18 protein-coding genes and 1 tRNA gene are annotated in these 22,422 nt (G+C 71.9%); 10 read left to right on the top strand and 9 right to left on the bottom strand.

The features are described from left to right. The first annotated feature begins 1 nt into the window (after position 1). On the top strand, positions 2-1,234 hold the full coding sequence (locus KBB57_RS04015; RefSeq protein ID WP_290747142.1) for an HlyD family secretion protein: 1,233 nt from the start codon (positions 2-4) through the stop codon (positions 1,232-1,234). 15 nt (positions 1,235-1,249) lie between these two features. Here the strand turns inward: KBB57_RS04015 and KBB57_RS04010 are convergent, their stop codons facing one another. Then, positions 1,250-4,093 carry a patatin-like protein gene (locus KBB57_RS04010; RefSeq protein WP_290747140.1) on the bottom strand — a complete coding sequence of 948 codons (2,844 nt, stop codon included), beginning with the start codon at positions 4,091-4,093 and terminating at the stop codon, positions 1,250-1,252. 153 nt (positions 4,094-4,246) lie between these two features. Between KBB57_RS04010 and KBB57_RS04005 the strand changes: the two genes are divergently transcribed. Next, a tRNA-Leu gene (locus KBB57_RS04005) sits at positions 4,247-4,330 on the top strand. Positions 4,331-4,412: 82 nt separating this feature from the next. Here the strand turns inward: KBB57_RS04005 and KBB57_RS04000 are convergent. Further along, on the bottom strand, positions 4,413-5,117 hold the full coding sequence (locus KBB57_RS04000; protein ID WP_290747138.1) for an NYN domain-containing protein: 705 nt from the start codon (positions 5,115-5,117) through the stop codon (positions 4,413-4,415). A 72-nt stretch (positions 5,118-5,189) separates the two neighbouring features. Between KBB57_RS04000 and KBB57_RS03995 the strand changes: the two genes are divergently transcribed. After that, a complete protein-coding gene (locus KBB57_RS03995; protein WP_290747135.1) occupies positions 5,190-5,636 on the top strand; it encodes a YaiI/YqxD family protein in 447 nt (148 codons plus the stop codon). A gap of 219 nt (positions 5,637-5,855) precedes the next feature. Here KBB57_RS03995 and pyrF read toward each other — a convergent pair whose 3' ends face one another. The 7 genes from pyrF to KBB57_RS03960 form a co-directional block, all read right to left on the bottom strand. Then, positions 5,856-6,545, bottom strand: coding sequence for an orotidine-5'-phosphate decarboxylase (gene pyrF, locus KBB57_RS03990; protein ID WP_290747133.1), 690 nt, complete (start codon positions 6,543-6,545; stop codon positions 5,856-5,858). A 239-nt stretch (positions 6,546-6,784) separates the two neighbouring features. After that, a complete protein-coding gene (locus KBB57_RS03985) occupies positions 6,785-9,037 on the bottom strand; it encodes a TonB-dependent siderophore receptor (RefSeq protein WP_290747131.1) in 2,253 nt (750 codons plus the stop codon). Positions 9,038-9,316: 279 nt separating this feature from the next. Next, positions 9,317-10,048 carry a peptidase gene (locus KBB57_RS03980; protein WP_290747129.1) on the bottom strand — a complete coding sequence of 244 codons (732 nt, stop codon included), beginning with the start codon at positions 10,046-10,048 and terminating at the stop codon, positions 9,317-9,319. A 10-nt stretch (positions 10,049-10,058) separates the two neighbouring features. Next, positions 10,059-10,901, bottom strand: coding sequence for a transglutaminase family protein (locus tag KBB57_RS03975; RefSeq protein WP_290747127.1), 843 nt, complete (start codon positions 10,899-10,901; stop codon positions 10,059-10,061). A 13-nt stretch (positions 10,902-10,914) separates the two neighbouring features. Beyond that, positions 10,915-11,868, bottom strand: coding sequence for an alpha-E domain-containing protein (locus tag KBB57_RS03970; RefSeq protein ID WP_290747125.1), 954 nt, complete (start codon positions 11,866-11,868; stop codon positions 10,915-10,917). Position 11,869: 1 nt separating this feature from the next. After that, complete coding sequence (locus KBB57_RS03965; RefSeq protein WP_290747123.1) at positions 11,870-13,261, bottom strand: circularly permuted type 2 ATP-grasp protein; 1,392 nt, start codon at positions 13,259-13,261, stop codon at positions 11,870-11,872. A 535-nt stretch (positions 13,262-13,796) separates the two neighbouring features. Continuing rightward, positions 13,797-14,969, bottom strand: a complete 1,173-nt coding sequence (locus KBB57_RS03960) for a glycosyltransferase (RefSeq protein WP_290747121.1) — start codon at positions 14,967-14,969, stop codon at positions 13,797-13,799. Between the two features lie 175 nt (positions 14,970-15,144). Here KBB57_RS03960 and KBB57_RS03955 point away from each other — a divergent pair, with 175 nt between their 5' ends. From KBB57_RS03955 to KBB57_RS03925, 7 genes are all read left to right on the top strand, one after another. Further along, on the top strand, positions 15,145-16,248 hold the full coding sequence (locus KBB57_RS03955) for an ABC transporter ATP-binding protein (protein WP_290747119.1): 1,104 nt from the start codon (positions 15,145-15,147) through the stop codon (positions 16,246-16,248). Between the two features lie 70 nt (positions 16,249-16,318). After that, positions 16,319-17,386, top strand: coding sequence for an ABC transporter substrate-binding protein (locus KBB57_RS03950; RefSeq protein ID WP_290747117.1), 1,068 nt, complete (start codon positions 16,319-16,321; stop codon positions 17,384-17,386). A 58-nt stretch (positions 17,387-17,444) separates the two neighbouring features. Continuing rightward, positions 17,445-18,707 carry an ABC transporter permease gene (locus KBB57_RS03945; protein WP_290747115.1) on the top strand — a complete coding sequence of 421 codons (1,263 nt, stop codon included), beginning with the start codon at positions 17,445-17,447 and terminating at the stop codon, positions 18,705-18,707. 5 nt (positions 18,708-18,712) lie between these two features. Then, positions 18,713-19,624: an ABC transporter permease gene (locus KBB57_RS03940; protein WP_290747199.1), complete on the top strand. Its 912-nt coding sequence runs from the start codon at positions 18,713-18,715 to the stop codon at positions 19,622-19,624. Positions 19,625-19,719: 95 nt separating this feature from the next. Further along, positions 19,720-20,169, top strand: coding sequence for a universal stress protein (locus tag KBB57_RS03935; protein ID WP_290747113.1), 450 nt, complete (start codon positions 19,720-19,722; stop codon positions 20,167-20,169). Positions 20,170-20,259: 90 nt separating this feature from the next. After that, positions 20,260-22,071 (top strand): DNA polymerase III subunit gamma/tau, encoded by a 1,812-nt coding sequence (locus KBB57_RS03930; RefSeq protein WP_290747111.1) that lies wholly within the window; start codon positions 20,260-20,262, stop codon positions 22,069-22,071. 6 nt (positions 22,072-22,077) lie between these two features. Continuing rightward, the gene (locus KBB57_RS03925; RefSeq protein WP_290747109.1) at positions 22,078-22,422 is read left to right on the top strand and encodes a YbaB/EbfC family nucleoid-associated protein; all 345 of its coding nucleotides are present in this window, start codon (positions 22,078-22,080) and stop codon (positions 22,420-22,422) included.

Raw genomic sequence — 22,422 nt, 5'->3', positions numbered from 1 at the left:
GATGCTCGAGCTGCTGCTCTGCTCCGCCGTCACCGTCCTGCCGGACTTCCTCTACCGCCGCTACGGCCAGGGCAAGCGGCTGGGTCGCGAGATCACGCTGTTCTCCGTCTGGTACGAGCTGCGCTGGGGCATCACCCTCTGCGTGATCCTGACGCTCGCGCTCATCACCACGATCTTCTACTTCCACCCCTCGACCTCGAGCGCCGTCTCGGTGTTCCGCACCGTGACCATCCTGCCGGAGCGCAACGGCCGGGTGGAGGAGACCTTCATCGACATCAACCAGCACGTCGTCGAGGGCCAGCCGCTCTTTCGCCTCGACACCACCGAGGAGGAGGCGGAAATCGTCACCGCCCAGCGCCGCATCGCCGAGATCGAGGCCAACGCCGAGGTGGCCGAGGCGCAGCTCGCCGAGGCCGAGGGCCGCGTCGCCCAGGCCCGCGGCGCGCTCCGCCAGGCGCAGGACGAGTATGAGACCCGCGCCGAGCTGATGCGCCGCAACGCCAGCGCCATCTCGCAGCGCGAGGTCGACCGGGCGCAGGTCGCCGTCGAGACCGCGCAGGGCGCGGTCGACGCCGCGGTCGCGGGCAAGGCCGCGGTGCAGTCCCAGATCGACTTCGCCCTGCCGGCGCAGAAGGCCTCCGCCGAGGCCGAGCTCCGCGAGGCCGAGGTCGCCCGCGACAAGGCGCTGGTGGTCGCCGGCACCGACGGGATCGTCCAGCAGTTCGCGCTCCGCCCCGGCGACGTCGTCAACCCGATGCTGCGCCCGGCGGGCATCCTCGTTCCCGACCGCCGCGTCACCGGCCTCGCCGCCGGCTTCGGCCAGATCGAGGCGCAGGTGGTGAAGGTCGGCATGGTCGGCGAGATCACCTGCGCGGCGATCCCGTTCCGGGTGATCCCGGTCGTCGTCACCGACGTGCAGGACGTGATCGCCTCCGGCCAGATCCGCCCGACCGACCAGCTCCAGGACATCGCCGCCTTCGCCCGCCCGGGCACGATCACCGCGATCATGGAGCCGCTCTTCGAGGGCGGCCTCGACCGCCTGCCGCAGGGCTCCTCCTGCATCGCCAACGCCTACACCTCGAACCACGACGCGCTCCAGGACCCGGAGATCGGCGGCTTCCACGCCTTCGTCCTGCACGCGATCGACGCCACCGGCCTCGTCCACGCCGCCATCCTCCGCCTCCAGGCCCTGATCCTCCCGGTCCGCACCCTCGTCCTTTCCGGCGGGCACTGACGGCGACGACGGGGGCTACCGCACGGAGAACACCGCCAGCCGCGACGCGTGCTCGCCGAGCAGAGCCGCCAGCGGCCCCCAGAGGCTCCAGGCGCCGACGCCGGCGAGGGCGAGGACCAGCGCGCCCGCGACCAAAGCCGCCGCCGCGGGTATCCCGCGGCGATCGCGCAGCGCCCGCCCGACCACGTGGAGCAGCGCCCAGAGCGCCGCCGCCCCGAGGATGAAGCCAAGCCCCAGCCAGATCGACACGCTGCCGGCGACCAGCACTGAGATCGCCACCATCAGCACGCCCGCGAACAGCGTCAGCAGCAGCGCCCGCTCCGCGATCATCGCTGGATAGCCCCCGGGCGTGGCGAAGAGCGTCAGGCGCGCCGCGAGCACGCTGCCGCCCCGCACCGGCCGCCCCAGCCTGCCGAGCGCCGCCAGCGCGCCGGAATCCGGCAGGTCGTCGAGCATCCGCGCGAGGATGCGCCCGGCCCGGCTCGCCCACCCGGCGAGCTCGCGCGTCTCCGGATCGAGCGGCTTGTCGTAGAGCGCGCGAAAGCCGTCGCGGTCGGTGATCGGCGGCGCCTTCTCGAAGAGCGGCGCGATCGCGTCGCTGCGGTCCGCGCCGACGAGCCGGCGCAGCATCGCCTGCCGCCGCCGCTCGGATCCCGCGCCGAACTCCTGCCGGAGGATGGCGTCCTGCAGCCGCCCGACATACCCGGCCCGCTCCGCCGCCGCGCCCGGGTCGGGCATCAGCGCCGTCACGATGCGCTCCGCCCCGTCGAGCCGCCCCCACAGGATGTCGTGCTCGCGCCAGTCGCGGCTGAGGAACCCGCCGAAGGCCCCGAAGCTGATCCCCGCCAGCTTGTCGGCCCGCCGGTCCATCGGGTTGTCCGCGGGGCTCACCCGGAACACCTGCACCTCGCCATGCTCCTCGGCCGTGGTGCCCTCCAGGAACGGGAAGGTCACCATGTCGTGCCAGTGGAAGCGGTCGTACTCGTCCTTGAGGCCCTTCAGCGCCGGATCCTCCAGCGCCGCGCCGATCCGGACCGTCGCCTCGTCGAAGCTCCGGCGCAGCACCTCGCCGAGCTTCGTCATCGCGGCGTTCACCAGCTTCCCCGGAGCCTCCGTGCCGCCGAGATCCGCGAAGGCCACGCCCGCGAGCGTCCCGTCGTAGAGGTCGCACGCCGCCCGATACTTGCCGTCGAGGTCGGTCGCCGCCGCGAAGGCCGGATAGCCCGCCTCCAGCGCCCTCTCCACCGCGGCGACGTCGATCCCGCCCAGCATCACCGCGCGGTCGGACGGCGTCGGGCCGGCCAGCCGCCGCAGCCGCGACAGCTCCGCCTCGATCGCGCGCCACAGCCCCCATGCGGCCGCGTCCTCGCCGTCGCCCGCCAGCCGCTCGTCGACGCAGGCCCGCAAATGCGTCAGCCGCCGGCGTCGGAACTCCAGGTCGAAGCGGCCGAGGAACACCGTCTCCGACGGCAGCCCCTTGTCCCGGTAGGCCTCGAACGACCGGTCGCGCCAGGCCCGGACCAGCTGCCGCAGATAGGCCGCCGTCGAGGACTCGGCCGGAATGCCGCCCAGCCCGCCGACGAGGCCCGAGAGCGTATCCGTCGCCCCGTAGACCCGCAGGTGATGATAGAGCGCGTAGTGCTTGCCGTAGCCCTCCCGCTTCACCAGATCGTCGAGGTAGAGCGCCTCGATCTCCTGCGGCTTCCCGGGCTCGTCCCCCTCCCCGTGCCGCCTCCGCTCCATGTCCCAGCGCTTCTGCAGGGCGCCGAGCCGCTCCAGCCGCCGGTTGATGGCGTTGATCTGGCGGATGTCCTCGCGGATCACCTCGCGCCGCGGCAGCGTCGTCGCGGCGAGCTTCGCGTTGGTGACGAAATCCACCTCGCCCGCGGCGTCCTTCGCTCCCCGTCCCTCCGGGAACGGATCGACGAACAGGAGCTTGCGCTCGCCCGGCAGGCGGGCGGGGCGGAACGGGATCAGGTCGATCGCGTAGCTGAACGGCTTGGTGTCGAGATAGCCGCCGTCGGCGTAGACCCGAGCCTCGTAGTCGTCGTCGCCCGGAAAATGCCGCGCGAAATCCCCGCCCCGGCGCAGCCGCTCCGGCGTGTCGCCGAGGCGCATCGGCGGGAAGGCCACCGGGAACGACGACGTGCAGCGCGCCGCGAAGGCGAGCATGACGTCGTTCGTGAAGTCGTTGACCCGCGCGTTTCCCGGCGAGGCGTCCTCCGGGTCCGCCTCGTAGGAGAAGCGGAACACCTTCTTGTGGACGCGCTCGTCGATGCTCGTGCCGGTCAGCTGCACCGGGGCCCGCTGGCCGAGGAGGTCCGTCGCGGTGACGAAGAGATCGACCATGTCGACGAGCGGCCTGCCCCTGGCCGCGTCGCCCATGCCGGCGAGCGTGTCGTGGAGCAGGTCGAACATGTGGCCGCCGTCGAGCACCGCCTCGGTCCGGCCCGGCCGCCACGTCCGCCGGTCGTTGAGCAGCTTGTCGATGGTGGCCTCGTCCGTCCACGCCTTGCGCAGGACGTCGAGGTTGCGGCTCCCGAGCACCAGCGCCTTGGCGAGCGCCACGCCGTTGATGCCGCCCGCGGAGGTGCCCGAGATGATGTCGATCACGAACCGCGTCCGGATCGGCGGCCGGGGCGGCCCGGCGTCCTCTCCGAGCTTCCCGGTGATCGCGTGGAGCCTCTCGGCGATCTCGCGGTAGATGCGCTCGACCTCGTCGAGCTCCGCCTCCTCCGCCTCGCTGCCGCCCCGCACCATCCGCAGCAGCTCCTGCGAGATGCCGTTCATGTAGATGGCGAGCGACGTCCCGCCATAGAGCACCACCGCGAAGCGCACCTCGCGAGTCGCCTTGGTCATGGTCTGCCCCCGAATTTGCGTGGTCACGCCGAGAAAGAATGGGTCGTCCGTCGAAAATCCCTCCGAGCCTACCCCATTTCCGCCCGTGCGACTACACGCCCCGCGCGCAGCTTGCGCCCGCGGCGCGGGCGGGTAGGATCGCGGCCCCGGCGCCCCCGCGTGGCGGAACGGTAGACGCATGGGTCTTAAACACCCTGTCCGAAAGGAGTGCCGGTTCAAGTCCGGCCGCGGGGACCATCACGCAATAAAATTACTTCACGGATATTTCTTACTTAAATCAGATCATTGGCCAATGTATCACTGTGGGACACTTCTCGCGTCACTCCCGCAGGCGCAGCCGGATCGGTTGCGAGCTGCGGTCGAGCTCGAAGCGGCCGGTCTTCTCGATGAGCGCCGAGAGCTTGGACGAGCCGTAGGTGCGGGTGTCGAAGTCGGGGGCGATCTTCTGGAGCTGCGTCCCCAGCGCGCCGAGCGCCACCCAGCCGTCGTCCTCCTCGAGCTCCTCCACCGCCGTGGTCAGCAGCGCCACCGCGGCGGCCGGGCTCTCCTTGCGCGCCGCCGCCGGGTCGCCCTCGGGCGGGGCGGGCATCAGGTTCTCGGTGAAGAAGAACCGCTTGCAGGCCTGCCGGAACGCCTCCGGCGTCTTCTTCTGCCCGAACCCGTAGGCGTCGAGCCCCTGCTCGCGCACCCGGGCGGCCAGCCGGGTGAAGTCGCTGTCCGAGGAGACGAGGCAGAACCCGTCGAAGCGGCCCGAATGCAGCAGGTCCATCGCGTCGATGACCAGCGCGATGTCGGCGGAGTTCTTGCCCGTCGTGTAGGCGAAGTTCTGCTGCGGCACGATGGCGTGCCGCGGCAGCGCCTCGGCCCAGCCGCGCATCCGGGCGTCGGCGAAGTCGCCGTAGATCCGCCGCACGCTGGCCTCGCCGAGCTTGGCGATCTCGAGGAACAGGCCCTCCACGACGCGGGCCGAGGTGTTGTCCGCGTCGATCAGCACCGCGAGGCGGGGGCTCCTGCCGTTGGTCATGGCGCGCGTCCTCCGTTATGGCGACAACCTGCGCGATAGCGCCGCGCCGCGCAACCTCGGGGGAGGGGGATCATGATCTACGTCGACGCCGACGCCTGTCCGGTCAAGGACGAGGTCCTGCGGGTGGCCGAGCGGCACGCGACCCCGGTCGTCTACGTGGCGAACGGCGGCATCCGCCCGGCGACCCATCCGCTCGCCCGCGTCGAGGTCGTGCCGGAGGGGCCCGACGCGGCCGATCGCTGGATCGCCGACAGGATCGGGCCGGGGGACCTCTGCGTCACCGCCGACATCCCGCTCGCCGCCCGCTGCGTCGAGGCGGGGGCGCGGGTGCTGAAGCCGAACGGCGAGGCGCTGTCCCGGGCCAATGTCGGCGCGGCGCTGGCCACCCGCGACCTGATGGCCGACCTCCGCGCCGCCGACCCGTTCCGGCAGGGCGGCGGACGACCGTTCGCGAAGGCCGACCGCTCGCGCTTCCTCGACGCGCTGGAGCGGGAGCTGCGCGCCATCGCCCGCGGCTGAGCGTCGGGCCCCCGGAATGCCGCCCCGTTCCGCGGGGGCTGTTGAGGACGCCGTCCGCTCGCGCCGCGTCGGAGCGGGAGCCGCGCGGCGTCGCCCCCGCATTTCGCGGCGCCGGTCGAGGCGCTTCGGGGCTCCCTCGTCCCTGCCCACGCCGCGCCGCGTCTCGGGAGGAACGGAGAGGCCGGGCGCAGGGTCGGAGCTGGGCCGGCGGATCGTGTATCAGGCGATCTCGGCGAGGATCGCCCGGGCGGCGGCCGTCGGGTCCGGGGCGGCGATGACGGGGCGGGCGACGACGATGCGGTCGGCGCCGGCGGCGAGGGCGGCGGCGGGGGTGGCGACGCGCTTCTGGTCGTGGGCCGCGGCGCCGGCGGGGCGGACGCCGGGGGTGACGATCAGCTTGCCCGCGGCCTCCGGCAAGGCGCGGATGCGGGCGGCCTCCTGCGGCGAGGCGATCACCCCGTCGGCGCCGGCCGCGAAGGCGCGGGACGCCCGCTCGGCGACGAGGTCGGACATCTCGCCCGGGGCGATCAGGGCGGCGTCGAGGTCGGCGCGGTCCAGGGCGGTCAGGATGGTGATCGCGAGGATCCGCGTCGGCGCCGCCCCCCGGCCCTCCACCGCGGCGCGGACCACGTAGGGGTCGCCGTGGACGGTCAGGAGGTCGGGGGCGATGGTCGCGGCGAGGCCGCGGGCGGCGCGCTCGACGGTCGCGGGGATGTCGAAGAGCTTCATGTCGAGGAAGACGTCGGCCCCCTCCGCCTTCAGCTCGGTCGCGAGGCCGAGGCCGCCGTCGTGGAGGAGGCCTAGGCCGATCTTCCAGGCCGACACCACCCCGGCGAGCCGGGCGGCCATGGCGCGGGCGGCCGGCGTGTCGGGCAGGTCGAGGCCCACGATGAGGCGGGGATCGGGCATGGCGTCCTCCGACGGGATGGGGCCTGCCATAGGCAGGCGGCGGGCTCCTTGCAAGCGCCGGAGACCGTGCCGGGAAGCCTCCGGAAAAATCGCGCACAGTGCGGCATGGCTCAAGTTATTGGAGGTAAACCAGAACAAGAAGGCGCAGCTTTATCGCACGCGCCCGCAGCGCCACCCGGGAGGCTCTTTCCCGGGCGTTCAGGTCCTCGCACGTTGCGTGCCGGAGGGCGGGCGAATGATCAGAACGTCGTGGTCAGCGTCACCGTCGCGGTGCGGGGCGCGCCGTAGTTGTTGCCGTGGCGCGGCCAGCTGATGCCCTCGTAGTATTCCTCGTCGAAGATGTTGTCGACGTTGAGCAGGATCGAGGCCTGCTCGGTCAGGCGGTAGCGCGCCATCAGGTCGACCACGGTGTAGGGCTTTTGCTCAACCCGGTAGTCCTCCTCGTAGTCCACGCCGCCCTCGGACCAGCCGTAGACGCCCTCGTCGTAGACCTTGCTCTGCCAGCGGATCTGGCCGCCGACGGTCAGCCGGTCGCCCATCAGGTCGTAGGTCGTGGAGAGCTTGAAGGTGTTCTCCGGGTAGTAGGTCGAGAACGGCTCGCCGGTGTCGTTGTGGTCGGAGGAGACGTAGGAATATCCGGCCAGCACGTTCCAGTCCGGCGTGATCGCGCCCGACAGGCCGATGTCGACGCCCTTGGTCACCACCTCGCCGGCGGGCATGGCGCAGTACCAGCCGTTGCAGACCATGCCGCTCGCATAGTCGTCCTCGGGGAGGTTCTCCTGCACCAGGCGATAGACCGCGAGGCTCGCGTCGAGGCGGCCGCCGAAGAAGCTGCCCTTCACGCCGGCCTCGTAGTTGTGGCCCTCCACCGGCGGCAGCACGCCGCCCGAGGCGTCGAAGAGGGTGCTCGGCTCGTAGATGCGCGAATAGGAGGCATAGGCCGTGCCCCACTCGTTGAAGTCCCAGGTGATGGCGGCATAGGGGGTGAACGCGGTCTCGTCGATGGTGTCGAGCCCGCCGTCCTCGTATTCCCACCACGTGCCGCGGCCGCCGAGGATGAGGTGCGTCCCCTCCGCCACCGAGAAGCGGCCCCCGGCGTAGGCGCCGAGCTGCCGGGTCTCGGAATCCCACGGCCCCCAGGCCTGCCACCAGTCCGAGCCCCGCGGCCGCGGCACCGACCCCGGCCGGTGGCGGAAGGCGTAGCTGACCTGCAGCACGCTCCATTCGTCGCGCGGGTTGGCGATGCCGTCCACCCAGTAGCCGCCGATCGTGTGCTCCTGGTTCTTCAGCCAGTTGACGCCGAGCATCAGCTCGTGGGTGCGCCCGAAGAGGTTGACCGTGCCCGCGGCGTAGCTGTCGAGGCTCCAGGTGGTGTTCTCCCAGCCCTCCTTCTGCGCCTGCACGACGTAGAGGTAGTCCTCGCCCGGGAAGAACGGCCCCTGCGGGATCGCCTCGCGCAGGCGGGACTGCGAATGCGTGTAGTTGAGCGCGCCGCGCAGCTCCCAGTCGGCGGGGAGGTCCTGGTCGAACTTCAGGAAGACGTACTCGCCCTCCCGCTTGTCGCGGCCCCAGTCGGCGCCGAGGTTCACGTCGCGCGGCAGGTCGACGAAGCTGCCGTCGACCATGGTCGGCAGCCCGTAGCCGGCCGCGGTCGCGGCCTCGTAGTCGACATACATGCCGCCGAGCGCGAGCGTCGTCCCCTCGCGCACGTCCGCCTCCAGCACGCCGTAGACCGATTTCGTGTCGACCCAGGCGTCCTCGACGAAGGAATCCTGGTCGTAGAGGACGCCGATCACCCGGCCCCGCAGCGCGCCGGACTGGTTGAGCGGGCCGGAGATGTCGCCGACCAGCCGGCCGCTGCCCTCGCTGTCGACGCCGGTCTCCAGCGTCGCCTGGAAGGTCGGCGTCGGCATCTTGCGGACGATGTTGATGACGCCGCCGGCCCCGCCGAGGCCGCCGAGCAGGCCCTGCGCGCCGTAGACGATCTCGGTGCGGTCGATGAAGGCGGTGTCGAACGGCAAGGCGCCGCGGCTGCCGACGGAGGCGGGTCCCGGGATGCCGTCGAACTGGATGTCCATCTCCTCGGTGCCGCGGGTGTTGACGACGAACACTCCCGGGCTCCGCTCGGTATAGACGTTGATGAAGGGCGCGGTCTCCAGCACCTGCCGCACGTTCGTCAGGTTGAAATCCTCGATCACCTGGTTGGTGACCACGGCCACGGTCTGCGGCGTCTCGCGCGGGGTGAGCACGAACTTGGTCGCGGTGTTGGTCGCGGGGGGCGTGAAGGTCCCGGTGCCCTCGGTGCGGCCGGCGGCGAGGCCGCGGCCGGACTGGCCCTCGACGGTGATGGTGTCGAGCAGGACCTGCTCGTCCTCGGCGGCGGCGGCGTCCTGCGCGACCGCCGCGCCGGGCAGCATCAGCCCGGCGATGGCCGCAGCGATGCGCGCGCCGGCGCCGGGATGGAAGCCGTCTTTCCGCAGATTCGCGACCATGCGCCACCCCCGTCCGCTCGTGGATGGCTCGGCGCTCCCCGGCGCCTGGCTGCTGGTTTGCGGATGCCAATAACAAAGTGTTTTTGTCAAGCATCCCGCGCCGCGGCGCGCCGGGCGTCGGGCGGCGCGTTTGCGCGCCGCGGCGGCGGCGGTCGGGGGATTCTGCTGGAAAGGCAGGGAAAATCGAGACTGGAATCCGGCCGGAATCCGGCTGGAATCCGGCTTGCCACTTTTTTACGAAGGATTGACGCGGAAGGCCCGGCGGGGAGGCGGGCGGCGTCAGTCGGGCATGTCGACGAAGGCTTGGCGGAGGGCGCGGCTCCAGGCGTCGGACATGGCGGCGAAGCGGGTGTCGCCGGGCTCGAAGCGCTCACGGACGCCGACCCGGCATTCGTCGCGGCGGATCACCGCGAGGTCGAGGGGCATCCCCACGGAGAGGTTGGAGCGCATCGTCGAATCCATCGAGAGCAGCGCCACCTTGCGGCCCTCGGCGAGCGAGGTGGAGGGGCGCACCACCCGGTCGAGGATCGGCTTGCCGTACTTGAACTCGCCGATCTGCAGGTAGGGGGTGTCGTCGGTCGCCGCGATGAAGTTGCCCTCGCGGTAGATGTGGAAGAGCCGCATCCGCCCGCCCTTGCGCTGGCCGGCGAGCAGCATCGAGGCGGAGGCCGAGGCGGCCTGGTCCATCTGCTTCATGCGGCTGCGCACCGCGACGGAGACCTCGAAGAGGGTGCGGCCGACGATCTCGGCGACGCCGAGCATGGTCGGCGCCTTCAGGATCGAGGTCTCGGGCGTGGCGTCGGGGCTTGCGGCCTCGTGGGCGAGCTTGGCGATGACGGTCTGGGTGACCGAGAGGTTGCCGGAGGTCATCATGGCGATGACGCGCTCGCCCGGCTCCTCGAAGAAGAACAGCTTCCGGAAGATCGAGATGTCGTCGATGCCGGCGTTCGTCCGCGTGTCGGCGAGAAGGACGATGCCGGCGTCGAGCAGGAGGCCGACGCAGTAGGTCATGGCGGGCCGTCTATTGCTGGGTCTGGGACTGCGACCGGGCGGGAGCTTGGGCGACCGACACGTCGACGTCCAGAACCTCGGTTCCGCCGCCGCGGGAGACGCCGCGGATCGGCGCCGCCTCGCGGGCGTCGCGGCCCGAGCCGAGGCGGATGTAGCGCTCGTCCGGGCAGCAGCGGTTGGCGGCGTCGAAGCCGATCCAGCCGAGGCGGGAGACGAAGATCTCGGCCCAGGCGTGGCTCGCCTCGGCGGCGGCGTCCTCCTCGCCGGCGTAGAGGTAGCCGGAGACGTAGCGGGCGGGCAGGCCGCAGCGATGCGCGAGCGCGATCAGCGCGTGGGCGTGGTCCTGGCAGACGCCCTTGCCCTGCTCGAGCGCCTCGGCGGCGGTGGTGTGGGCGTCGGTGGCGCCCGGGGCGTAGGCGATGGCGTCGGCGACGGCGGCGGCGAGGCGGTGGGCGCGGGCGAGCTCGTCGGCGTCGGAGGCGCCCTTGACGGCGGCGTCGGCGAGCTCGGCCAGCGCCCGGTTCGGGTGCGTCGCCGCGGTGGCGACGAGGTAGGCGCGGGGCGAGATGATCTCGCGGTGGTCGCGCAGGATGCCGGAGGTGTCGGCCGTCTCGACCTCGCCCTCGACGAGGACCTCGACGCGCTCGACCGGCCCGACGATGGTGAGCGTGCTGACCGCGTCGCCGGCGCCGTCGACGAAGGCCGCGCCGATCTCGCCGCCGTCGGCGGCGACGGTCCAGGCGAGGGTACGCTGCGAGGCGCAGGCCGACGGGGTCAGGCGGTGGCTCTGCACGATCCAGCGCATCGGCGCGTCGAAGGCGTAGACGGTGCGGTGGCGGACGGAGAGGCGCATCGCGGCTGACCTGCTACTGGGGGCCGAACAGGTAGGCGTCGGCGACGTCCTGTCCGAGGGCGGCGTTGCGGTCGATGAAGCGCGTCAGGAACTCGTGCAGGCCTTCGCCGATGACGTCCTCGATGCGCGCCTCGGAGAGGTCGACGACGATCTCGTGGATGCGGTCATGGGCGAAGGTGGTGCGGCCGTAGGCCTGGGCCAGCCGCTCGAGGTGGAAGTCGGCCTTGCCGGAGCAGTGCAGCAGCGACCGCGGGCAGGCGCGGTTGAGGATGAGGAAGTCGGCGATCTTGCGGGGCGTGTACTCGCCGCCATAGGCCCAGTGGAAGGCGCGGAAGGCGGAGAGCGAGCGCAGGAGCGTCGTCCACTGGTAGGTGTCGATGGTGCCGCCGACCATGTCGGTGGTCGGCAGCAGGACGTAGTACTTCACGTCGAGGAGGCGCGCCGTGTTGTCGCCGCGCTCGAGGTAGTAGCCGAGGTTGAGGAAGTCGTAGCCGTCGTTCTGGAGGTGCGAGGTCTCGGTGGCGCCGCGGAGGAGCGCGCCCTGCCTCTTGGTCCACTCGCAGAGCTTCGGCAGCAGCGCCTCGGTGCGGGGCTCGCGCTCGATGCCGGCGATCTCGAGATAGGCGCCGTTCAGCGATTCCCACATCTCGGTGGTGAGCGCGGTGCGCACCGCGCGGCCGTTCTGGCGGGCGGTCTCGATGCAGGCGATGACGGAGGAGGGGTTCTCGCGGTCGTAGAAGAGCCAGGACTCGACGTCGCGCTGGCGGTAGGCCTCGCCGAACTTCGCCTCGAAGCCGGGCGACGAGCCGGCGGCGGCGACGAGCGAGGCCCATTCGTTGCGGTAGCCCTCGGCGGCCGAGGGCATCATCGCCATGCGGTAGCCGACCTCGAGGAGGCGGGCCATGGTCTCGGCCCGCTCCATGTAGCGGGCCAGCCAGTAGAGGTTCTCGGCGGTGCGGCTCAGCATGTCAGTCGGCCAGCACCCAGGTGTCCTTGACCCCGCCGCCCTGGGACGAGTTCACGACGAGCGAGCCCTCGCGCATGGCGACGCGGGTGAGGCCGCCCGGCACGAGATGCACCTCCCGCCCGACGAGGCAGTAGGGGCGCAGGTCGACGTGGCGCGGCGCGAGGCCCTTCTCGACGAAGGTGGGCACCGTCGAGAGCGAGAGCGTCGGCTGGGCGATGAAGTCGTCGGGCGCCGCCTTGATGCGCTCGGCATAGGCCGCGATCTGCTCCTTGGTGGAGGCGGGGCCGACCAGCATCCCGTAGCCGCCGGAGCCGTGGACCTCCTTGACGACGAGATCCTTGAGGTTGGCGAGCACGTGCTTGCGGTCGGTCGGGTCGGCGCATTTCCAGGTCTGGACGTTCTTCAGGATGGGCTGCTCGCCGAGATAGAAGCGGATCATCTCGGGGACGTAGGTGTAGACCGCCTTGTCGTCGGCGACGCCCGAGCCCGGGGCCGAGCAGATCGAGACGCCGCCGGAGCGGAAGACGTTCATCAGGCCGGGAACGCCGAGCATGGAATCGGGGCGGAAGCAGAGCGGGTCGAGGAAGCTGTCGTCGATGCGGCGATAGATCACGTCGACGCGCTTGGGGCCCTCGGTGGTGCGCATCCAGACGAACTCGCCCTGGACGAACAGGTCCTGCCCCTCGACGAGCTCGACGCCCATCTGGTCGGCGAGGAAGCTGTGCTCGTAGTAGGCCGAGTTGAAGGAGCCGGGGGAGAGCACGACGGTGGTCGGCTCGGCGTCGCATTTCGGGGGCGCGACCGAGGCCAGCGTGCGGCGCAGGCGCTCGGGGTAGCCGTCGACCGGCTCGATGCGGATCGAGCGGAAGAGCTCGGGAAACATCCGCATCATGATCTCGCGGTTCTCCAGCATGTAGGAGACGCCGGAGGGGGTTCGGCAATTGTCCTCGAGGACGAAGAACTCCTCGGCGCCGGTGCGCACGATGTCGATCCCGACGATGTGGGAATAGACGTTGGCCGGCGGGTCGATGCCGACGACTGCGGGCTCGTAGGCCTCGTTGCGGTAGACGAGGTCGGCCGGGATCACCCCGGCGCGGATGATCTCGGCGCGGTGGTAGACGTCGTAGAGGAAGGCGTTGAGCGCGCGGGCGCGCTGCTTCACGCCGCGCTCGAGCTTGCGCCACTCGCGCTCGGTGAAGACGCGGGGCATCATGTCGAAGGGGATCAGCCGCTCGACGTCGCCGCCCTCGCCGTAGACCGCGAAGGTGATGCCGATGCGGCGGAAGAGGGCCTCGGCCTCCTGCTTCTTCTGGGCGATGACCTCGGGGGGCGTGCGCTGGACCCAGGCGTCGACGGGTCCGTAGGCCTCCCGCAGGACCTCTCCGTCATACATCTCGTTGAAGAAAGAGATGACGGCCTCCCCCGTTGGTCCGGGGCCAGCATAGAGGCCACGGCCCGGGAAAACGCAAGCGGGTTGGTCGCGTTCCGGAGTCGCCCGCGCGCGCCGGCGCCCGTTTGATGGGCGCCTGCACGCGCATCGGCCCGGGATTCGCGCAGACTTGCAGCCCGAGGTCGCGGAAGCGGCGGCCCGGGGGCGGCGCCGCGGGGGCTGAGGAGGGCGCCAAGGTCGAGAGCCGCGCGGAGGAGCCGTTCGGCGCGGGTGAGGTTGTCGGCCGCGTGGCGGGCGGAGGCGTCGCCGAGGGTGGTGGGGTCGGCGAGGCGCGGGGCCAGGGCGGCGGTCGTCGGGTATACGGGGGCCTCACGGCCCGGTGCGGCGGGGCCGAGGCGGGCGTCGAGGTCGAGGAGCGCGGGGAGGAGCCGGTCGAGCGGGCGCGGGTGAGGTTGTCGGCCGCGTGGCGGGCGGAGGCCGCCGAGGGTCGCGGGGTCGACGCGGAGCGGGGCGAGGCGGCGGTCGTCGGGGGGGGGCCTCACGGCGCCGGTGCGGCGGGGCCGAGGCGGGCGTCGAGGTCGAGGAGGGCGCGGAGGAGCCGGTCGGAGCGAGCGCGGGTGAGATGGTCCGCCGCGTGGCGGGCGGCGGCGTCGCCGAGGGCGGCCGCGGCGGCGGGGTCGGCGAGGAGCGCGGCGAGGGCGTCGGCCATGGCGGCGACGTCGCCCTCGGCGACGAGGCGGCCGGTGACGCCGTCGACGACGTGCTCGGGGATGCCGGCGTGGCGGGTGGCCACCACGGGGACGCCGGCGGTCATCGCCTCGGCGATGGCGGTGGGGAAGCCTTCGGTGGCGCCGCGCGGGCCGGTGGCGGAGGGGAGGGCGAAGACCGCCGCGCGGGCCATCAGGGCGGCGCAGGCGTCGTGGGGGAGGGCGCCGTGGAGGCGGATGCGGCCGGCGAGGCCGGTCGCGCGGGCGGCGGCCTCGACCTCGGCGCGGAGCGGCCCGTCGCCGACGAGGTCGAGGCGGGCCTCGGGGAAGCGCGGGGCGATGCGGGCGAAGGCGGCGAGGGTGACGAGCGGGGCCTTGGTCGGCACGAGGCGGCCGACGCCGAGGATGCGGCCGGGCTCGCGCGCGCTGGGCAGGAACTGGCCGGAATCGGCCCCGCTGGGGCTGACGTGGAGCTTCGCCTCCGGGCAGCCGAGCGCGACCACCCGGTCGGCGATGAAGCGCGAGACGGCGAGGACGCCGGCCGCCTGGCGGAACAGCCGGCGGTAGAAGCGGCGCATCGTCGGGAAGCGGCTGGCCTCGGTGGCGTCGGGGCCGCGGAAGTAGACGTAGAGCGGCAGGTCGAGGTCGCGGCAGACGTCCATGACCGCGGCGCCCATGCCGCCGAACTCGGCGAGGACGAGCGCCACGTCCTGGCCGCGGAGGAATCCGGCGAGGCGGCGGCGGTCGCCGGCGTCTAGGATGCTCCCGAAGCCGCGGGCGCGCCGCAGCGCCGGGACCAGCCGGGCGCGCAGCCGCCCCAGCGGCCCGGGCGCCGCGTCGGTGGGGCGGAGGCCGGAGAGGACGGGGCAGCCGAAGCGCCCGGCCCCGGCGCCGTCGTAGCAGACGAGGACGGTCCGGCCGGGCGCGAGCGTGCGCACGTGGTGGTGGACGAACGTCTCGGAGGGCTGGGAGAAGCCGGGAGCGGCGATGGCGAGCCTGGGCATCCCTCGGCGGTCCTCGCGGCGGGGCGGGCGGCCGTTCGCCGGAGCGCCAGTCTAGGCGACCGCGCCGGCGGCGCCAACGACGCCGGCACATGGGGGTTTGCGTCCCGGCAGGCGACGTGGTTTATTCCGCGGTCAAATCGTGCCCGGACACGATAACAAGCAGCAGGGATGTCGCATGAACGCCGGACGCGGCGACGGGGCCTTCGTGGCCTTCGAGCATGTGCAGAAGAGCTATGACGGCCAGTCGCTGGTCGTGAAGGACCTCAACCTCGACATCGGCCGGGGCGAATTCCTGACGATGCTCGGGCCTTCCGGCTCGGGCAAGACCACCTGCCTGATGATGCTTGCGGGCTTCGAGACCGCCACCCATGGCGAGATCCGGCTGGCCGGGCGGCCGATCAACTCGGTGCCGCCGGAGAAGCGCGGCATCGGCATGGTGTTCCAGAACTACGCGCTCTTTCCGCACATGACGGTCGGCGAGAACCTCGCCTTCCCGCTCGAGGTGCGGAAGATGGGCAAGGCCGAGATCGAGGCGAAGGTGCGGCGCGCGCTCGACATGGTGCAGATGGGCGCCTTCGCCGCGCGGCGGCCTGCGCAGCTCTCGGGCGGGCAGCAGCAGCGCATCGCGCTGGCCCGCGCGCTGGTCTTCGAGCCGGAGCTGGTGCTGATGGACGAGCCGCTCGGCGCGCTCGACAAGCAGCTCCGCGAGCACATGCAGTTCGAGATCAAGCACCTGCACGAGCGGCTCGGGGTGACCGTCGTCTACGTCACCCACGACCAGGGCGAGGCGCTGACGATGTCGGACCGCATCGCCGTCTTCAACGACGGGCGCATCCAGCAGCTCGCGCCGCCGGAGGATCTCTACGAGCGCCCCGGAAACCGCTTCGTCGCGAGCTTCATCGGCGAGAACAACGCGTTGCAGGGCACGGTCGAGACGATCTCGGGCGACGCCTGTACGGTGCGGCTGCCGACGGGCGAGCTGCTCGACGCGATCCCCGTCAACGTCTCGCGGCCCGGCGAGCGCACCACGGTCTCGATCCGCCCCGAGCGGGTGGAGTTCAAGCCCGAGAACATCCCGCCCGGCGTGCGCACGGTCGAGGCCGAGGTGCTCGAGTTCGTCTACATGGGCGACGTGTTCCGCACGCGGATGCGGGTGGCCGGCCAGGACGATTTCGTGATGAAGTGCCGCAACGGCATCGGCCAGCGCAAGCTCGAGCCGGGCGAGCGGATCCCCATCGGATGGGCGCCGCAGGACGCCCGCGCGCTCGATCCGCCATGAGATGCGTCGTCCCGGGGCCGCGGACGGCATGACGGACGACGACGACCTATAACACTTGGGAGTACGCCACATGAAGAAAGTCCTGTTCCTCACCAGCGCGCTAGCCTCCTTCGGCCTCGCGGCAGCCGCGCAGGAGATCACCATCGTCTCCTGGGGCGGCGCCTACGGCGCCAGCCAGGTCGAGGCCTACCACAAGCCCTACATGGCGCTCACCGGGGTCAAGATAAACTCGGTCGACGCCGACAACCCGGCGACCCCGATCAAGGCCCAGGTCGAGGCCGGCAACGTCACCATCGACGTGGCCGACGTCGAGCCCTCGGACCTGGTGCGGCTCTGCGACGAGGGCGCGCTGGAGGTGCTGGCGATCGACGAGCTGCCCCCCGGCGCCGACGGCACGCCGGCGGCCGAGGACTTCATCGAGGGCGGGCTCTACGATTGCGGCGTGGGCACGATCGTCTACTCGACGCTGATCGCCTATCGCGGCGACGGGCCGGCTCCGGAGACGACCGCGGACTTCTTCGACCTGGAGAAGATCCCGGGCAAGCGCGGCCTGCGCAAGGGCGCGAAATACGCGCTGGAGCTGGCGCTGATGGCCGACGGCGTGCCGCCCGCCGAGGTCTACGACACGCTCGCCACGCCCGAGGGCGTCGACCGCGCCTTCGCCAAGCTCGACACGATCAAGGACCAGGTGATCTGGTGGGAGGCCGGCGCGCAGCCGCCGCAGCTCCTCGCCGACGGCGAGGTGGTGATGACCACCGCCTACAACGGCCGCATCTTCAACGCGATGATCGCGGAGGGCCAGCCCTTCGAGCTGTTCTGGCCGAACCAGATCCTCGACTTCAACCTGTTCGTGATCCCCAAGGGCGCGCCGAACAAGGAGGCGGCCTGGGACTTCATCAAGTGGGCGACCGACACGCAGCGCCTCGCCGACCAGGCGAGCTTCATCAGCTACGGCCCGGCGCGCAAGTCCTCGGCCCCGCTGGTCGGGCTCTTCAAGGACGGCAAGACCGAGATGGGTCCGCACATGCCGACCAATCCCGAGCACATGGCCGACGCGCTCACGACCAACATCGAGTTCTGGGCCGACCATGACATCGAGCTGAGCGAGCGCTTCAACGCCTGGCTCGCCGCCAACTGACGCCGACCGGGGCGGCGGGGCATCGCCTCCGCCGTCCCGGCAGATCGAGGAGGCGCGCATGGCCGAGGGCCGGTCGGTCGGCGCTACGGTGATGACCGCGGCGGACGGGCGGCCGCTGAAGCTGGCGCTCGCCCGCGCCCAGGCGCGCGCCCGGCGACGGGCCTTCCTCCTCGTGCTGCCGCTCCTCGCCTTCGTGCTCGTCAGCTTCGTCATCCCGATCGGGCAGATGCTGCACCGCTCGGTGCATAACCCGGTCTTCGCCGACAACATGCCGGCGACGACCGTGTGGCTCCGCGCCCATCCGGTCGGGGCCGAGCCCGACGAGGCGGCCTTCGCCGCGCTCGCCTCCGACCTCGCCGCCGCCGCCGCCGCCCGCACCATCGGCGCGGTGGGCACCCGGGTGAACTACGAGATGCAGGGCACGCGCTCGCTCTTCACCGCGGCGGGGCGCCGGGCGGGCGGCCTGGAGCCGCCCTTCCGCGAGGGGATGCTCGGCCTCGACGCGAAATGGGGCGACCCCGAGCTGTGGAACACGATGCGCAACGTGTCCTCGGCCTACACGGCGAACTTCTACCTCGCCGCGCTCGACCGGTTTCGCGACATCGACGGCGCGATCAGGCCCGTGCCGCCGGACCGTCAGGTCTACCTGATGCTGTTCCAGCGCACCTTCCTGCTCTCGGCGCTGATCACCGGCCTCTGCCTCGCGCTCGGCTTCCCGATCGCGCACCTGCTGGCGACGCTGCCGCTGCGCTACTCGAACCTGCTGATGATCCTGGTCCTGCTGCCGTTCTGGACCTCGCTCCTCGTGCGCACCACCGCCTGGATGGCGATCCTCCAGAGCCAGGGCGTGCTCAACAACGCGCTCATCGGCCTCGGCCTCATCGACGAGGGCGGCCGCGTCCAGCTCATGTACAACCAGGCGGGCACCGTCATCGCCATGACGCATATCCTGCTGCCGTTCATGGTGCTGCCGCTCTACTCGGTGATGCGCAACATCAACCCCTCCTACGTGCGCGCGGCGCGCTCGCTCGGGGCGACGTCGTGGACGGCCTTCCGCCGGGTCTACCTGCCGCAGACGCTGCCCGGGATCGGCGCGGGCTCGCTCCTCGTCTTCATCCTCGCGGTCGGCTACTACATCACGCCGGCGCTGGTCGGCGGCGCCTCGGGCCAGCTCATCTCCAACCTGATCGCCTTCCACATGCAGAGCTCGCTCAACTGGTCGCTCGCGGCGGCGCTGGCGGCGCTGCTGCTCGCGGCCGTGCTGCTGCTCTACTGGCTCTACGACCGGCTGGTCGGGATCGACAACATGAAGCTCGGGTGACGGCCATGGCCCTGCCGATCTACGCAAGCCCGCTGGAGCGCGCCTGGCGCTACGCCTATCTCGCGATCTGCGCGCTGGTGTTCCTGTTCCTGATCGCGCCGATCATCATCATCATCCCGCTGTCGTTCAACGCCGAGGCCTATTTCACCTTCACCGAGAAGATGCTGCGGCTCGACCCCGAGGGCTACTCGCTGCGCTGGTACGACCGCCTGCTCACCTTCGGGATGGCCAATCCCGACGCGCCGCGCAACGCCGCCTGGTGGGCCGACGCCTGGCGCAACGCCGCCTGGATCAACGCGGCGAAGAACTCGGTGATCATCGGCTTCTTCTCGACCATCCTCGCCACCGTGCTGGGGACGGTGGCGGCGCTCGGCCTGTCGCGGCCGGAGATGCCCTACCGGCGGGCGATCATGGCGATGCTGATCTCGCCGATGATCGTGCCGATCATCATCGTCGCGACGGGGCTCTTCTTCTTCTACTCGGCGGTGGGGCTGGCGAACTCGTACGTGGGAATCATCCTCGCCCATGCGACGCTGGGGATCCCGTTCGTCATCATCACGGTGACGGCGACGCTGGTCGGGTTCGACCAGTCGCTGAACCGGGCGGCGCTGTCGCTCGGGGCCTCGCCGACGCGGACGTTCTTCAAGGTGACGATGCCGTTGATCATGCCCGGGGTGATCTCCGGGGCGCTCTTCGCCTTCGTGACCTCGTTCGACGAGGTGGTGGTGGTGCTCTTCGTCGCCGGGCATGACCAGCAGACGATCCCGCGGCAGATGTGGAACGGCATCCGCGAGCAGATCTCGCCGGCGATCCTCGCCGTGGCGACGATCCTCGTGATCATCTCCGTCGCGCTCCTGACGGTGCTGGAGCTGCTGCGGCGGCGGTCGGAGCGGTTGCGGGGGGTGACGCCGGCCTGAGCGGGCCGCGGCCGCTTCGCTGTTGACCCGGACGCGCCGCGGGGGTCACCTTCGCATCCGGGATGCGGGCAAGCCGCGCCAGCAGGGGACCGACGATGTATGCGAATATTCTGATACCGACCGACGGCTCGCCGCTCGCCGGGCAGGCCGTCGAGACGGGCGTCGCGCTCGCCAAGGCGCTGGGCTCGCGGGTGACGGTGATGACCGTCGTCGAGCCCTTCGACGTGATGGAGCACTTCACCACCGACGACCATGTCCGGCTCGACGAGATCATGGCGCGCTACGAGCGGGGCGCGTCCGCGCATGCCGCCGAGGTCCTCGGGGCGGCGGCGGCGCGGGCCGGCGAGGCCGGGGTGGCGGCGAAGACCGTGCAGGTGGTCGGGAGCCGCCCCTGGGAGGCCATCCTGAAGACGGCCGAGGAACAGGGCGCCGACCTGATCGTCATGGCCTCGCATGGCCGCAAGGGCGTCTCGGCGCTGCTCGTCGGCAGCGAGACGCTGAAGGTGCTGACCCACAGCAAGATCCCGGTCCACGTCCTGCGCTGAGCCGCGCGGGAGGTCGCGACGGGGCGCTTCCGCTTGCCCCTGCCGGGCCGGCTCTCTAGGTTGAGGGCCGACCAGCCAGACGGGTAGACCTTGTCCGACGCCGCAGACAGCGCCTATCGCGTGCTCGCGCGCAAGTATCGGCCTGCGACCTTCGCCGACCTGATCGGGCAGGAGGCGATGGTCCGCACCCTGCGCAACGCCTTCGCGGCCGGGCGGATCGCCCATGCCTTCGTGCTGACCGGGGTCCGCGGCGTCGGCAAGACCACGACGGCGCGGATCGTCGCCAAGGGCCTCAACTGCGTCGGCCCCGACGGGACCGGCGGCCCGACCATCGAGCCCTGCGGCGTCTGCGAGCCCTGCCGCGCCATCGCCGAGGGCCGCCACGTCGACGTGCTGGAGATGGACGCGGCGTCGCGCACAGGCGTGAACGACATCCGCGAGATCATCGACGGGGTGGCCTACCGGGCGGCGAGCGCGCGCTACAAGGTCTACATCATCGACGAGGTGCACATGCTGAGCGCCTCGGCGTTCAACGCCCTCCTCAAGACGCTGGAGGAGCCGCCGCCGCATGTGAAGTTCATCTTCGCCACCACGGAGATCCGCAAGGTGCCGGTGACGGTGCTGTCGCGGTGCCAGAGGTTCGACCTGCGGCGGATCGAGCCGGAGACGATGCTCGGGCACCTGCGGCGGATCGCGGCGGCGGAGGGGATGGAGATGGCCCCCGACGCGCTCGGGCTGATCGTGCGCGCCGCCGAGGGCTCGGCGCGCGACGCGCTGAGCCTGCTGGAGCAGGCGATCGCGCAGGGGTCGGGGGCCGCGGCGGAGGTTCGGGCGATGCTCGGGCTCGCCGACCGGGGGCGGGTGCTCGACCTCTTCGAGGCGGTGATGCGGGGCGACGCGGCGGGGGCGCTGGCGGAGCTCGGCGGGCAGTATGCCGACGGGGCGGATCCGCTGGCGGTGCTGCGCGACCTCGCCGAGGTGACGCACTGGGTGTCGATCCTGCGGATCACGCCGGCCGCCGCCGACGACCCGACCGTGGGGCCGGACGAGCGGGCGCGGGGGCTGCACCTCGCGGGGCGGCTCTCGATGCGGACGCTGTCGCGGGCGTGGCAGATGCTCCTGAAGGCGCTGGAGGAGGCGGCGACGGCGCCGAACCCGATGATGGCGGCGGAGATGGCGGTGATCCGGCTGACCCATGTCGCCGACCTGCCGCCGCCGGAGGATCTGGTGCGCAAGCTCTCCGGCGGGCGACCCGCCGCCCCGGCCGGCGCGGGCGGCGGCAAGGGCGGCGGCGGGGTTCCGCGGGGCGACGGCGGGGGGCCGGCGGCGCGGGCCGTGGCGGCGCCGGTGGCGCGGGCGGAGGCGGCGCCGGTGGCGTCCGCCGTGGCGGCCCCCGCGCCGGAGGCGACGCGGGCGTCGGATGCGGAGGCGCTGGCGCGCTATGCGACCTTCGAGGACCTGGTGGCGCTTGTGCGGGCGCGGCGGGACGTGAGCCTGCTCCTCGAGATCGAGCACGGGCTCAGGCTGGTGCGCTATGCCCCGGGGCGGATCGAGTTCGAGCCTTCGGCCAGCGCCGCGCCGGATCTGGCGCCGCGGCTGGCGCAGCGGCTGCTGGCCTGGACCGGGGCACGCTGGGGGGTGAGCGTCGTCGGGTCCGGCGGCGGGGCGACGATCGCCGAGGTCGCGGCCGAGCGGCGGGGCGACCTGATGCGCAAGGCGGAGGCGCACCCGCTGGTGCAGGCGGTGATGGCGGCGTTCCCGGGCGCGACGATCCGCGACGTGCGGGCGGTCGCGGGGCCGGGCGAGGCCGCGGGGGAGGCGGGTGGAGAGGCGGGCGCTCCGGCGCCGGCGCCCGAGGATGACGATGCATGGGATCCGCTCGATCCCTTCGACGAGGAGTGAGGCACGATGCTGAAGGGGCTGGGCCAGATCGGCGACATGGCCAAGATCATGAAGCAGGCGCAGGAGATGCAGGCCAGGATGGCCGAGGTCCAGGCGCGGCTCGACGGGATGGAGGTGACCGGCGAGGCCGGGGCCGGGATGGTCAGGGCGACCGCGACGGCCAAGGGGCAGCTCAAGGGGCTGTCGATCGACCCGTCGCTGTTCCGGCCCGAGGACCGCGAGGTGGTCGAGGACCTGATCGTCGCGGCGGTGCAGGACGCGCAGGCGCGCGCGCAGGCGGCGGCGGCCGAGGAGCTCGGGCGGGTGACCGAGGGCATGGGCCTGCCGCCGGGCATGAAGCTGCCGTTCTGA

Origin of the sequence: Amaricoccus sp. (genome assembly GCF_017993425.1) — a bacterium.
GTDB lineage: Bacteria > Pseudomonadota > Alphaproteobacteria > Rhodobacterales > Rhodobacteraceae > Amaricoccus.
The sequence above is the reverse complement of the archived record's forward strand: the minus strand, read 5'-3'. Positions and strand labels throughout refer to the sequence as shown.

Bases quoted from the DNA above. Each gene is read 5' to 3' on its own strand.
- KBB57_RS03960 (WP_290747121.1), bottom strand. From the start codon at position 14,969: ATGCCCAGGCTCGCCATCGCCGCTCCCGGCTTCTCCCAGCCCTCCGAG.
- KBB57_RS04000 (WP_290747138.1), bottom strand. From the start codon at position 5,117: ATGACCAACGGCAGGAGCCCCCGCCTCGCGGTGCTGATCGACGCGGAC.
- KBB57_RS03950 (WP_290747117.1), top strand. From the start codon at position 16,319: ATGAAGAAAGTCCTGTTCCTCACCAGCGCGCTAGCCTCCTTCGGCCTC.
- KBB57_RS04015 (WP_290747142.1), top strand. From the start codon at position 2: ATGCTCGAGCTGCTGCTCTGCTCCGCCGTCACCGTCCTGCCGGACTTC.
- KBB57_RS03995 (WP_290747135.1), top strand. From the start codon at position 5,190: ATGATCTACGTCGACGCCGACGCCTGTCCGGTCAAGGACGAGGTCCTG.
- KBB57_RS03980 (WP_290747129.1), bottom strand. From the start codon at position 10,048: ATGACCTACTGCGTCGGCCTCCTGCTCGACGCCGGCATCGTCCTTCTC.
- KBB57_RS03940 (WP_290747199.1), top strand. From the start codon at position 18,713: ATGGCCCTGCCGATCTACGCAAGCCCGCTGGAGCGCGCCTGGCGCTAC.
- KBB57_RS03985 (WP_290747131.1), bottom strand. From the start codon at position 9,037: ATGGTCGCGAATCTGCGGAAAGACGGCTTCCATCCCGGCGCCGGCGCG.
- KBB57_RS03925 (WP_290747109.1), top strand. From the start codon at position 22,078: ATGCTGAAGGGGCTGGGCCAGATCGGCGACATGGCCAAGATCATGAAG.
- KBB57_RS03935 (WP_290747113.1), top strand. From the start codon at position 19,720: ATGTATGCGAATATTCTGATACCGACCGACGGCTCGCCGCTCGCCGGG.
- KBB57_RS03975 (WP_290747127.1), bottom strand. From the start codon at position 10,901: ATGCGCCTCTCCGTCCGCCACCGCACCGTCTACGCCTTCGACGCGCCG.
- KBB57_RS03965 (WP_290747123.1), bottom strand. From the start codon at position 13,261: ATGTATGACGGAGAGGTCCTGCGGGAGGCCTACGGACCCGTCGACGCC.
- KBB57_RS03955 (WP_290747119.1), top strand. From the start codon at position 15,145: ATGAACGCCGGACGCGGCGACGGGGCCTTCGTGGCCTTCGAGCATGTG.
- KBB57_RS04010 (WP_290747140.1), bottom strand. From the start codon at position 4,093: ATGACCAAGGCGACTCGCGAGGTGCGCTTCGCGGTGGTGCTCTATGGC.
- KBB57_RS03970 (WP_290747125.1), bottom strand. From the start codon at position 11,868: ATGCTGAGCCGCACCGCCGAGAACCTCTACTGGCTGGCCCGCTACATG.
- pyrF (WP_290747133.1), bottom strand. From the start codon at position 6,545: ATGCCCGATCCCCGCCTCATCGTGGGCCTCGACCTGCCCGACACGCCG.
- KBB57_RS03945 (WP_290747115.1), top strand. From the start codon at position 17,445: ATGGCCGAGGGCCGGTCGGTCGGCGCTACGGTGATGACCGCGGCGGAC.